The 12774-nt window shown below is 50.4% G+C and carries 9 protein-coding genes; 7 read left to right on the top strand and 2 right to left on the bottom strand.

Annotated features, from left to right (window positions below):
• Positions 1-4: 4 nt before the first annotated feature.
• On the bottom strand, positions 5-946 hold the full coding sequence (locus C0081_RS20170) for a substrate-binding domain-containing protein (protein ID WP_101535539.1): 942 nt from the start codon (positions 944-946) through the stop codon (positions 5-7).
• Positions 947-1579: 633 nt separating this feature from the next.
• Between C0081_RS20170 and C0081_RS20180 the strand changes: the two genes are divergently transcribed.
• Complete coding sequence (locus C0081_RS20180; protein ID WP_101535541.1) at positions 1580-2971, top strand: hypothetical protein; 1392 nt, start codon at positions 1580-1582, stop codon at positions 2969-2971.
• A 51-nt stretch (positions 2972-3022) separates the two neighbouring features.
• Here C0081_RS20180 and C0081_RS20185 read toward each other — a convergent pair whose 3' ends face one another.
• Positions 3023-3928, bottom strand: coding sequence for a LysR substrate-binding domain-containing protein (locus C0081_RS20185; protein WP_101535542.1), 906 nt, complete (start codon positions 3926-3928; stop codon positions 3023-3025).
• A gap of 169 nt (positions 3929-4097) precedes the next feature.
• Here C0081_RS20185 and argE point away from each other — a divergent pair, with 169 nt between their 5' ends.
• From argE to C0081_RS20215, 6 genes are all read left to right on the top strand, one after another.
• Entirely contained in the window at positions 4098-5249 is a 1152-nt protein-coding gene (gene argE, locus C0081_RS20190) for an acetylornithine deacetylase (RefSeq protein WP_245418007.1), read from the top strand.
• A gap of 118 nt (positions 5250-5367) precedes the next feature.
• The gene (locus C0081_RS20195; protein ID WP_101535543.1) at positions 5368-6963 is read left to right on the top strand and encodes an ABC transporter substrate-binding protein; all 1596 of its coding nucleotides are present in this window, start codon (positions 5368-5370) and stop codon (positions 6961-6963) included.
• A 121-nt stretch (positions 6964-7084) separates the two neighbouring features.
• Positions 7085-8068 carry an ABC transporter permease gene (locus C0081_RS20200; RefSeq protein ID WP_101535544.1) on the top strand — a complete coding sequence of 328 codons (984 nt, stop codon included), beginning with the start codon at positions 7085-7087 and terminating at the stop codon, positions 8066-8068.
• 11 nt (positions 8069-8079) lie between these two features.
• The gene (locus C0081_RS20205; RefSeq protein WP_101535596.1) at positions 8080-9021 is read left to right on the top strand and encodes an ABC transporter permease; all 942 of its coding nucleotides are present in this window, start codon (positions 8080-8082) and stop codon (positions 9019-9021) included.
• A 15-nt stretch (positions 9022-9036) separates the two neighbouring features.
• Complete coding sequence (locus C0081_RS20210) at positions 9037-10746, top strand: ABC transporter ATP-binding protein (RefSeq protein ID WP_101535545.1); 1710 nt, start codon at positions 9037-9039, stop codon at positions 10744-10746.
• A gap of 131 nt (positions 10747-10877) precedes the next feature.
• Positions 10878-12737, top strand: coding sequence for a M14 family zinc carboxypeptidase (locus C0081_RS20215; protein ID WP_101535546.1), 1860 nt, complete (start codon positions 10878-10880; stop codon positions 12735-12737).
• Positions 12738-12774: the final 37 nt, after the last annotated feature.

A 12774-nucleotide genomic window follows, 5' to 3' on the forward strand; every position in this document is an offset into this window, starting at 1 on the left:
AATATCAGTCCAAATTATCCTTGGTGAGGAACGCATTACCGGTATCAAGATAGCCAGGAACCGGTGCGCCAGTTGCCTGTGCCCAGAGCAGCATAACAGACCAATAACCTTGCAGTTCAGGCTGAGATGCAGAAGAGCTGTCAGCAACGCCATTGCGGATCATATCCAGCATTTCTGGGAGGTTGTCGAGACCGACGAGTTTAACCTTCCCTTGTTTGCCAGCTTCCACGATGGCCTGACCAACACCAATTGGACCAGCTGCATCACAGGCAACCCAACCGTCAAGGTTAGGGTTTGCTTGCATAATAGCGGCAGCTTGCTGCTGTGCTATTTCGATGCTGTCATTGTCAATGCCTTCTGCTACGACCTTGATGTCTGGATATTCAGCAAAGACTTCGCGGTGACATTGGGCACGAATGGCATGGTTTGGTGCGGTTGGCACACCCATCATGATAGCAACTTCACCTTTGCCATCCAAAATTTCGACAAGACGACGTGAAGCAATTTTGGCCTGTTCGCAGAAATCAGAACCGATGTAAGGAATGGCCATGCCTTCAGGTGGAATAGAGTCGAAAATAGCGATGGGAATATTCTGTGCTTGTGCTTCTTCAAGGGAAGCACGATTGCCTGATGGATCGAGCAAATCTAGGGCCAAACCGTCTGGCCTTGTAGCAAGAGCGCTATCAATGATCTGGTTCTGCTGCACGACATCAGCCGACTGTGGAGCGGAATAGATAACTTCGACCTTGGAGCCTGTTTGTGCTTCGATCGCAGCCGCAGCATCCTGTGCGCCTTCATTCACTTTGTCAAACCAAGGGTGCACAACCTTTGGAACCACAACAAAGCGATAGCTGTCTTTTTTAACGGTTCCGGCAGCGTCTTGCGCCACGGCCTGAATTGGCAATGCAATTGCTGCACAAGCCAATAGAGTAGCAAATAACTTCATATCGTCCTCCCTTGAGAAACAGGCGAACTCCATCGCCTGCAAAAAAACACTGACTTGAAACGAGTCTCCCGCCTCGCAACCTCCAAGTTCATTGCCTTAAATTACATATGTATTTTCAATTTTACAAGAGTATTGTTTCTGCTTGATCGATTGCAAAACAACCAAAACACGCGTCTTGATACCCATTCCGACTATTGCACTATGATAAAAAGCGACAAGTCGATGGATACAAGTAGACTATTTGCGTCTTTGGAGTTGGCGTCGCAAACACCACAAAATCACACAATTATTTGATTTTAAATTGGTTTCTGCGGGGCAAAGCCCATGCCAATCATTTCATACGCGACACTCTGCTTACTAAAGGTTGAGCGAGATTGCTTCCGCAAGACAACCTCAAAAACAAGACTAAAGAATAATGCTCTCCACCGCATAAACACCCCTCGAGATAGAAGCCCTGTCCACAAGGAGAGGGCCGTCTCTGCAGTGGTTGAAGCTTCGGGTTTATCCGCCCCGCCATATGTCCTATTATAGCCCAGCGCAAAAGCGTCTCTTTGCTTCTTCATCAAAACCGGACATGCCTGCACAGGTCTCAGCAGGGTTTAAAAGTCTCTCCGGTAAATCAGGATCATTTTTATGGGTGCTTTGCGTTTTGGCGATGGCATTTTCGGCTGGGTGGTTGTGGCCGTCATCATACTTCAAGCCCTATTTGAGTGGACCAGCATGGCATGGATCCACTGGCCACTTATGGTCAGCGTTGCCCTGATTGTTTTGATGATGGCCATGAATGCAACCAGAGCTGGGAAGATCTTCCTTCTGGTCTGCGCGTCTCTCACTGTCGCGTTGCTTTTCACACATGCTGCTTGGAAAGAGGTGCTTTGGGTGGCCGTTGAGAATGTCGGTTTCCTTGCCTCTTTTTTCAGTGCCCTGACTATCTTACGCAATGCGGCATCTTCTTCGCAAGCTATGAGCAAGGCAGGAAATTTTCTTGCGGCCCAGCCGCCCGGCAGGCGTTATATTTCGCTGTCATTCGGCACCCAGATTTTTGCCCTTCTGCTCAATTTCGGTTCGATTCAGTTACTTGGAACCCTCGCACTTTCCAGTGCCGATGCGGAACCAGATGAAGAGGTTCGCAAAATCCGAACACGCAGAATGCTGTTGGCAATCCAACGGGGATTTGTTTCCGCACTGCCGTGGTCACCAATGTCCTTGTCGACGGCTATGGCAGTAGCGACCATTCCCGGCATCAGCTGGAGCATGATAGCACTGCCCGGCCTGGTCAGTTCCGCCATCCTTCTGGGAACAGGCTGGGCGCTGGATACTCTTTTCAAACCCAGACGACCACAGTCACGCTCCTCACGCTTCAAAACAGAGCTTCGATGGACGGTGCTTTTGCCGCTAGCGGTGTTGCTTTTGGTAATCATGGCGCCGGTGCTTGCAATTGAATTGCTGATGGACATTCGCATTGTGGGGATTGTGCTCGTGGTTGTCCCGCTGCTTTCCATCGGTTGGTTATGCATCCAATTAAAAAATAGATCGATGGTTGGACAGCGCCTGATCAAATATATTCACACAGAACTTCCCGCCTTCCGTTCCGACTTGCTTCTGCTCATGAGCGCAGGCTACATCGGCGTCGTCGGTTCTTCCCTTTTGGTGCCGCTGTTAGAGCAAGCCGGAATCAACCTTTCGATACTGCCACCTTGGCTTTTACTCCTTGCGCTTCTGTGGATCATGCCGGTGTTTGGTCAGTTGGGGGCCAATCCCATTTTGACGCTGTCACTTGTTGCACCTCTGTTGCCCGATGCAGCGCTGATGGGCATGGCACCCTCTGCTTTTGCTGTCGCCTTGCTGTGCGGCTGGGCGCTGACCGGACTGACATCCCCCTTCACCGCAACCAACATGTTGATAGGTCGGTTTGGCAGTATTCCAACCAACGATGTCGGACGGGTCTGGAACCGCTCCTATTTTCTGATATCTGTTACTTTTCTGTCCATCTGGGCATTAATCTATGCCTACTGGCTGGCTTAAACAACGCAACCAGTCCGCTACGGGCTCGGCCCTTTCAATGGTCTTGCCGTCCTAACACTGAAAGGGCAGGGGATCATTTTTCAATTGTTCTCGCACGATTTGGGCAAAATCCTGTGCGATGGAAGAACGCGCTTTGTTTGCCGAAAAACAAATGGAAAAAGCAAAGTCAAACTTTGGCCTCAAGGGGCGGATGACAACCCCAATTTTAGACCATCGGCGTGCGGAAAAGGGTTCCAATATCCCTATTCCTATGCCTTCAGCTACCATGGCATACCCCGTCTCGGCGTGCTGTGTGGTGAGCCACTTGTGATACATCACCCCTTTGTCTTCGAAGGTTTTGAATATTTTATTCCAATTCAAAGGCCCTTCGCTGGATAAGCCAATGATGGTTTCTCCTTCCAGATCCTGAGGGGTGATGACCTCTTTGGCCGCCAACCTGTGCCCCTCAGGCAAAGCACATATAAAGACTGCGTTGATCAGCGGCTCCTGAACCACACCGGGCAACTCCGCAGCGTGGTTAGAAATGGCCACATCGCCGGTGTTCGCTTGCAATTGCCGAAAGATTTCCATGGGGACGCGAACATCCAGCCGCACTTCGGTTTTGGGGTGGGTCTCATGAAATTTTTTGACGATGCTTGGCAACAAAGAAGCCGACAGGGCAGGAGTTGAAAAAACGTTCAAAAGCCCCATTTGCTCCTGTCTAATGCGCTCTGCAACATGCTCCAATTGATCAATACCAGCAAAGGTGCGTTCCACTTCCTGATAAAAACGCGATGCTTCTTCGGTTGGCTGCAAGCGACTGCTTTTTCGATCGAACAGGCGGAACCCCAGATTTTCTTCAAGGTCAGCGATCAGCCGGCTGACCGAGGGTTGGGTAACCGACATCATATGGGCCGCACCAGTGATCGTACCGGTGTTCATAGTGGCTCGGAAAGCTTCAATTTGGCGCAGTCTCATGGTTCAATCTCGAATGTTATTGCGACATTGGTTTTTTAGTTGCAATTTCCATTGTATAGCATTTGCGTATGGATGCCTTAAAAAAATCAATTTGACATTATGGTTGGACTAATTATCCATTGGTATAACAACAAGAGGCAAAAGCCTCATTCCAGACAGGGATAATAATGTGGTTTCCAAAGCAATCGAGATGATCTCGACTTTGGTGTCGTTTGACACCGTCTCATCCAATTCCAATCTTGCGCTCATTGAGTATGTGCGCGAATATCTTGCACAACTCGGCGTTGACAGCAGCCTCGTCTATAACGAAGACAAAACCAAAGCGAACCTTTATGCAATCGTCGGCCCCAAGGTCGAAGGCGGTGTGGTGCTGAGCGGGCATACCGATGTTGTGCCTGTGGCAGGACAACCCTGGGACTCGAACCCTTTTGAAGTGATCGAGAAAGACGGCCGCTTGTACGGCCGCGGCACTGCGGACATGAAGGGCTTTGACGCTATTGTGCTGTCTCAGGTGCCCGCAATGCTGCAAGCAGATCTCAAGCGCCCGATTATCATTGCTCTATCCTATGATGAAGAGACTGGCTGTGTTGGCGCCCCATTCATGATCGATGAGATCGTCAAGCATGTCCCAAAACCCTCAGCGGTGATTGTTGGCGAGCCAACAAATATGAAGGTTGTATCAGCCCACAAGGGAATCAACGTTTTCAAAACGACAGTCACTGGGCTTGAAGGTCATTCCAGCCAAATAGACCAGGGCGTTAGCGCGGTTATGACCGCAGCCAAACTGATCAATTTTTTAGATGGCCAACTTGAGCATTACAGAGCCAACGCCTATCCCGACAGCGGTTTTGAACCACCCTTCACGACGGTGCATGTGGGCATGGTCGAAGGCGGTACAGCACCCAATATCATTGCCCGTGAATGCTCCTTTTCTTGGGATGTTCGCGATATGCCGTGGGACACACTCAGTGATGTTACTGATCGTTTCGAAGCTTATTGTGAAGAACTGCGGACAAAGATGAAATTGCTAAACCCGCGGTGCAATATCGAAACCCACGTCATCGCAAGCGCCCCCCCTTTGAAACCGGAAGATGATGGCGAAGCAGAATTGTTATGCCGCTCTATCACAGGTCTCAATGCAACCAGTGTCGTGCCTTATGGCACTGAAGCTGGTCAGTTTCAGGGTGCCGGTTTTTCAACAATTGTCTGTGGACCCGGCAACATCGAGCAAGCCCATAAGGCAAATGAATTTATCGAATTGGCAGAGGTCGAAAAGGCCGTTACCTTTATGGGTAAACTTATCGACCATCTAACAAAATAATAAAAACGATCAGTGCCGGTGGTGCTGAATAAAACAAAAAACGATCACTCAGAGAGATGGGGCATCGCCTTCCTTATTTTCGATGGCATGCTCATAAACCCCAAAAAGGGAATAGCAAATGGCTAAATTCAAAAATATGCTATTGGTCACCGCAACGTTAAGTGCTTTGGCACTGACGGCTCCGGTACAAGCAGAAACCTTCAAATTTGCCTTTCAGGGCGATGTAACGTCACTGGATCCTTACAGCTTGAACGAAACCTTCACTTTGGGTTTTCAGGGCAATATCTATGAAGGATTGGTGTCTTTCGATGAAAATTTGCAGCTGATTCCAGCTCTTGCTGAATCATGGGAAAACCCCGAGCCAAACAAATGGATTTTCCATTTGCGCAAGGGTGTAAAGTTCCATGACGGGGCGGACTTCAACGCCGATGATGTGATTTTCTCTTGGAAACGCGCTCTGAGCAAAGGCTCTGACTTGCGTGGCCGTGCCGGCACGATCAGCGAAATGACAAAAATCGACGATTATACCGTCGAAGCCATCACGCCAACGCCTTCCCCTGTCTTGATGCTGGATCTGACACAGCTGTATATGATGGACAAGGAATGGAGCGAAAAGAACGGCACAACCGAAGCCACCAGTGCCAGCGACACCAATTCCAACAACTATGCAAGCATGCACACAAACGGCACTGGTCCGTTTGTTCTGGCCGAACGTCAACCTGACGTGAAGACCCATCTGGTGCGCTTTGATGGCTATTGGAAAGATATCAAGTCCAATGTGACAAGTGTAGAATTCACCCCCATCAAACAGGCCGCCACCCGCGTTGCTGCCTTGGTTTCCGGTGAGTTGGACTTGGTCTTCCCTGTGCCTGTACAAGATTGGCGCCGATTGGAAGAATCCGAAGGTGTTAAGCCGCTGAATGGCCCGGAAGCCCGGACCATTTTCCTCGGTATGGATCAGTTCCGTGATGAGCTGCGCTATTCGAATGTCAAAGGCAAAAACCCCTTCAAAGACATTCGTGTTCGCAAAGCCTTTGCCCATGCGATCAATCTGGTTGCCATTCAGAAAAAGGTCATGCGTGGTGCTTCTACGCCTGCCGGTCAACTGATTGCACCGCAGATCAACGGCTTTAACGCTGAGTTCAACACTCCCTATGCCTATGATCCAGCGCAGTCCAAAGCGCTACTGGCAGAAGCTGGTTATCCAGAAGGGTTTGAAGTGGGCATGGATTGCCCCAATGACCGCTATGTAAATGATGAGAAAATCTGTCAGGCCGTTGCAAGCATGCTTGCCAAAGTGGGTGTGAAAATTAATCTGAACGCGCAGCCAAAATCGAAATACTTCGCCAAGGTTCTGGCGACCAACGATTTTGATACCAGCTTTTACCTGCTCGGCTGGACCCCCGGTTCCATTGACGCACACAATGTTTTTGTGAACCTTCTGCATTCTCAAGACACCGAGGCGCAGTTGGGGATGTTCAATTTGGGCAACTACACCAATGCACGGATTGATGAGCTGGTGACGATGGTCGGCGGCGAAACCGATCAGGCCAAACGTCAAGCTCTGATTGATGAAGGCTTCAAAATCGCCAAAGACGAAGTTGGCTATCTGCCACTGCATCAGCAGCCTCTGTCTTGGGGTGTGCGTGATGGGGTGACCGTCGCCCAGCGTGCGGACAATGTGCTCGATCTGCGCAACGTTGTCATGCCTTGATCTTTATCGACACAAGACCCGGCGGTTATGCCGCCGGGTCTTGGCGAAAGAATCGAGACTTTGTAAAGGGCCTAACCGCTCTTTCCCTACCTGAATTCTTCGAATTTCGAGGTCGCATTCTGTGTTTTCCTTCATCATAAAAAGACTGCTGCAAAGCATGCTCGTCATGCTGACGGTGGCCTTCGTCGCCTTCAGCTTGTTCAACTATGTGGGTGATCCGATTAGCAATATGGTTGGTCAGGACACCACATTCGCAGAGCGTGACGCACTGCGTGACCGGTTGGGACTGAATGATCCATTCGTTGTCCAGTTTGGCCGATTTGTCAGCAAAGCAGCAACCGGTGATTTTGGTATTTCCTATCATCACAAACAGTCCGTGAGTGGTTTGATTGCCGAGCGTATGCCCGCGACTCTGGAACTCTCTTTAGTCTCCGCTTTTCTATCCCTCATTTTGGGAATTCCTTTGGGTGTTTACACCGCTTTGCATCGAGACAGTCTCGGCTCCAAGCTCGTCATGACGCTTTCTTTGATTGGCGTTTCACTGCCAACCTTTCTGATCGGCATTCTAATGATTTTGCTGTTCGGAGTAATCTGGCAGATTTTGCCGACCTTCGGGCGAGGAGAGGTGGTAACCCTTGGTTGGTGGAACACAGGATTGTTAACGACCTCTGGCCTGAAGGCCATCATCATGCCTGCCATCACGTTAGCACTGTTCCAAATGACGCTGATCATGCGTTTGGTACGCGCCGAAATGCTGGAAGTATTGCGGACAGATTTTATCAAATTTGCCAAAGCACGCGGATTGCCCACTAGGATCATCCACTTTCGGCATGCGCTGAAAAATACATTGGTACCGGTGATCACAATTACCGGATTGCAGATCGGTTCTATCATTGCATTTGCGATTATTACCGAGAGTGTTTTCCAATGGCCAGGCATGGGTTTGCTCTTCATTCAAGCGATTTCGGAAGTCGATATTCCGATTATGGCTGCCTATCTGGTGATGATTGCCTTGTTCTTTGTGGTGATCAATCTGACCGTAGATATCCTCTATTTCTTTGTTGATCCAAGATTGCGGGTCGACAGGGAATCGACAGGCCGATGAAAGGTGAATCAATGGCAAATCAAGATTCTGCTACGGCGACCAACGCTATTTATCGCTTTTTCGATGGGGATCTCTGGTATAGTTTTTCCCGTTCTCCCATCGTTGTGCTATCGGCATTGATGACATTGCTGATCATTCTATCAGCCACATTTGCGCCCTGGATTGCACCCCATAATCCGTTTGATCTCGCCGCCATCGACATCATGGATTCCAATCTACCTCCTGCTTGGAATGAATTTGAGGGCGACATCCGGTTTTTGCTGGGCACCGATGATCAAGGCAGGGATATCCTCTCGACCATCATGTATGGCGCACGCATTTCGCTCTTGGTCGGTTTTGCTTCTGTTGCCTTTTCCGTCGTCCTGGGCGTAGGACTGGGGCTGGTCAGTGGCTATGTTGGCGGTCGCACGGATGCCTTCATCATGCGTATTGCCGATGTGCAGCTTTCCTTTCCTGCCATCCTGATTGCGCTTTTGATTGATGGTGTCGCGCGCGGTATTTTCCCGCGTGAACTGCACGACGAATTGGCCGTTTATGTTTTGATTTTTGCAATCGGCATTTCTGGCTGGGTGCAATATGCCCGCACGGTGCGCGGGGCAGCAATGGTGGAAAAAAACAAGGAATATGTTCAGGCCGCCCGTGTCATCGGCATTCGGCCCGTTACAATCCTCGTCCGTCATATCCTGCCCAACGTCACGGGTCCGGTGCTGGTGATCGGAACGATCCATCTGGCGCTAGCAATTATCACCGAAGCAACATTGAGCTTTCTTGGTGTCGGGGTTCCCCCAACCACACCTTCGCTTGGCACCCTGATCCGCATCGGTAATGATTATCTTTTCTCGGGTGAATGGTGGATTACGATTTTCCCCGGTCTCGCACTTATTCTGCTGGTTCTGTCCGTCAATCTGTTGGGCGACTGGTTGCGTGACGCTTTGAACCCCAAACTACGATGATCTGAGGACAATCAAATGACCCTTTTGGAAGTCAAAGATCTTCGGATCGAATTTCCCAGTCGACGCGGCACCATGGTTGCCGTGGACAAAGTGTCTCTCACCGTCAATCCCGGCGAAGTTCTGGGTGTGGTGGGGGAATCCGGTGCTGGCAAATCCACCATTGGCAATGCCGTTGTTGGTTTGCTGGAGCCACCCGGCCGAATGGCTAACGGTGAAGTATATCTCGAGGGCAAGCGGATTGATAATCTGCCCGAACACGAGATGCGCAAATTGCGTGGCCGCAGGATCGGCATGATCTTTCAAGATCCCCTGACCTCGCTAGACCCCTTGCAAACAATCGAAAAGCAGCTGGTTGAAACCATCGACTTGCATTTGCAACTTGGCGAGGCAGGTTCTAAAAAACGCGCCATTGACATGTTGCGGCAGGTTGGCATCCCCGATCCGGAAATGCGGGTTAAACAATATCCGCATCAATTCTCCGGTGGTATGCGCCAGCGGGTGGTCATCGCATTGGCCCTGTGTGCTGAACCCGATGTTATCATCGCCGATGAACCGACCACAGCGCTGGATGTGTCAATTCAGGCTCAGATTCTGGAACTGATCAAGAAACTCTGTGTAGAGAAAAATGTCGGCATGCTTATCATCACCCATGATATGGGCGTGATTGCCGACGTGACCGATCGGGTGGCAGTGATGTATCGTGGCAATATGGTAGAAGAGGGCCCCACCGCCAAAATTCTAGGCAACCCGGATCACCCCTATACCCAAAGCCTGATTAGTGCCGTTCCGCGTCCGGATAAGCGGCTGGATCGTTTTCCTCTGGTTGAATATATCGAGGAAGCGCATGAGCCCAAAAAGGAACTGGATATTGCCACTCACTGGTTGGGGCAGGCACGTGATTTTGGTGACGCTCATAAAGGGCCGTTGATCAAGATTGAAAATCTGCAAATGCGCTTCCTTTCCAAAAATTCCATCTTCCCCAGTCGGCGTGTCTATCTCGACGCCGTGAAGGATGTCAGTTTGGAAATTCAACCCGGCGAGATCTTTGGTCTGGTTGGCGAAAGTGGCAGCGGAAAATCGACAATCGCGCGGCTGATTTCCGGCCTCTACCATCCGGCAGGAGGTCAGATTTCCTTTGCAGGGACGGATCTGGTTGGGATCAAGTCAGAAAAGCAAATGGACCATTTCAGACGCCAGATGCAAATGATTTTCCAAGATCCCTTTTCCTCTCTTAACCCGCGTATGCGGGTACTGGATATTGTTGCAGAGCCAATCCGCTTTCACGGTCTTGCCAGTTCCAAGCAAGAAGGCAATAGAATTGTCCGCGATCTTCTCGATCACGTGGGATTGGGCGAAGCGGCAGCGTTGAAATATCCGCATGAGTTTTCTGGTGGACAGCGTCAGCGTATTTCCATTGCGCGGGCACTTGCCACGCGCCCTCGCTTTTTGATTTGCGATGAACCGACCTCTGCATTGGATGTATCCATTCAAGCCCAGATTCTCAACCTGCTCAAAGATCTACAGGCAGAACTGGGACTGACCATGTTATTCATCAGTCACGATTTGCCTGTGATCCGGCAAATGTGTGATCGGGTGGGCGTGATGCGCCATGGCCAGTTGTGCGAAGTCGGAGAGACTGAGCAGATCTTCAATGATCCAAAGCATGACTACACCAAACATTTGCTGGAACTGATGCCCAAATTCAGCAATGTAGCCGTTGCCTAACACTACGCCTAAAATCAGACATCAGGGCATCTCAAACGGGCATGCCCTGATGCTTTTAAAAGACGGCCCCTCGTCTTTGGTTTTGATAATGATGACAGGCCTTCCCTGTTTTGATGACACAGAACACGTTCATGACCACCAACACAAAATCGCTTTATAGGCACAGAATCGACGCAAGCCTGCCCTTACTTGTCAATCGTTTCTCGATGCCTGATTACAATGGAGCAACTGTCGAACTTTGGGTGTTTGACAGTATGGAACGCCGGCGGGCTGCAGAAACTCGGCTTAAGCATGCGGGTGTAGAAGCACATATTTACTCCGCCTACAAACCGCTCATCCATGCTTTGTTGGAAGACGTGATGTTAGAGGGAGCGACGGACATCATTCTCCACTATCCGGTTATTGAAGGGGCCTCAAAGGTGCGGTTCCTGCTGGAAGCCTATCCCGCGCTGGATGTGATCGCCAATTTGGCAGGCGTTGAACAATGCCGGTTTGAAGCAACGGCACATGAGACTGGACCGATAGCCTACAGAATTGATTATATGGATGCTGCCGGCGTGCGGCAGGAGATTGATATATTTGCGCCAAACCGCGTTCGAGACGACCATACAGGAAAAAAAGTCTTATCCAGCTGCGGATGGATACGGGTGCAAGGCGCACGCGATCATGCGCTTGATTGTGACGAAGCCTATGTAACAGATCAGGAAGTAGCTTTCACTGCGATCATGCACTGTTTGCAAGATCAAACATGGGTGGGGGATGCCCCCTATTTTGATCGCCTCAATATGAAGATTTCAGCCCCCTTTTATGATCAAGCATTGCCGCTTGAAGGCGAGTGGATCAGTACGGCAGAAGCGATGCATGAAGATCTGTATTTTTCTGCACTTGAGTTACTCAAGGTCAAACAGGGACTTGAAGAAACAGAACGGACGTTTGGTCCGGGGCAATTGACTCCCATGGTTGTTTGTTCTGACAGCAACATGCTTGAAATTGAACTGGAGACAGTGAACGATCCACATTTGGCCCAAGATTGTTCAGACAGTTCGGATGCCCCGCTGCCGAGCAGGGTGGCTGGTTGGTGTCTGCCCGTTCCTGCCAATCCTGGCGCATTCGATCTTGTGGGGCTTTCAGAGGCTGACCATTGGCTGGCGCCGGAGACGATCAAATTTTGTCTTGATCAGCTAGGAGGCGACCCCCTGACGGCACGGTCGCAACGAGGACGCCCTGTTTGGGCTCGCCATATAGCGGGCAACGGGCCCGCCCTTATGATTACATCGGGACAACATTCCAACGAGACCACAGGGCCGGTTGGGGCACTGCGGGCAGCTGCTGTCTTGCAACAAAACAAACATGCCTTTTCAATTGCACCGTTGATTAATCCTGATGGTTTTGCTCTGTTTCGGGAGCTGTGTCAGGATTTCCCGCAGCATATGAATCATGCTGCCCGCTACACGGCAGGGGGCAATGATCTGGAATATGTGGCACGGGGCTTTGAGAATGACGTCCAATATCAGGCTCGGGCTTTGACCGACGCCAACCTGCATCTCAATCTGCATGGCTATCCATCCCATGAGTGGACGCGGCCCTTTACCGGTTATGTTCCGCGAGGAATGGAATCCTGGACAGTCCCCAAGGGTTTCATGTTGATCGTACGCTACAAATCCGGTTGGAAAGCTCAAGCCAACGCGATCCTATATGCAATGATAGACGTTCTGGCCCGCTTTGAGCCCTTGGTTGCAATGAACCGTGATCAGCTGGACCGTCACAAGCACTATACCGGCGGTGACGTGCCTTTTGCGACCCACAAAGATATTGCCTTCCTGATTGACGAAGTGAGCGAAGGCGTTTTTCCCATCACGATTATCACCGAAGCGCCGGATGAAACCGTCTATGGCGAGCGTTTCAAACTGCAGCACACAGCACAAATGATATCGGTCTTGTCGGCAGCAGAGGCGTCAAAAGACGTTTTGCAGCACACAGATCTGCCATAACTCCTTTCATTTTTTAGAGGGCGGTGCCAACTGCACC

It is taken from the genome of Cohaesibacter celericrescens, assembly GCF_002866925.1.
Classification (GTDB): domain Bacteria; phylum Pseudomonadota; class Alphaproteobacteria; order Rhizobiales; family Cohaesibacteraceae; genus Cohaesibacter; species Cohaesibacter celericrescens.

Coding starts and splice junctions, on each gene's coding strand:
- C0081_RS20195 (WP_101535543.1), top strand. CDS start 5,368: ATGGCTAAATTCAAAAATATGCTATTGGTCACCGCAACGTTAAGTGCT.
- C0081_RS20205 (WP_101535596.1), top strand. CDS start 8,080: ATGGCAAATCAAGATTCTGCTACGGCGACCAACGCTATTTATCGCTTT.
- C0081_RS20185 (WP_101535542.1), bottom strand. CDS start 3,928: ATGAGACTGCGCCAAATTGAAGCTTTCCGAGCCACTATGAACACCGGT.
- C0081_RS20170 (WP_101535539.1), bottom strand. CDS start 946: ATGAAGTTATTTGCTACTCTATTGGCTTGTGCAGCAATTGCATTGCCA.
- C0081_RS20180 (WP_101535541.1), top strand. CDS start 1,580: ATGGGTGCTTTGCGTTTTGGCGATGGCATTTTCGGCTGGGTGGTTGTG.
- C0081_RS20210 (WP_101535545.1), top strand. CDS start 9,037: ATGACCCTTTTGGAAGTCAAAGATCTTCGGATCGAATTTCCCAGTCGA.
- C0081_RS20215 (WP_101535546.1), top strand. CDS start 10,878: ATGACCACCAACACAAAATCGCTTTATAGGCACAGAATCGACGCAAGC.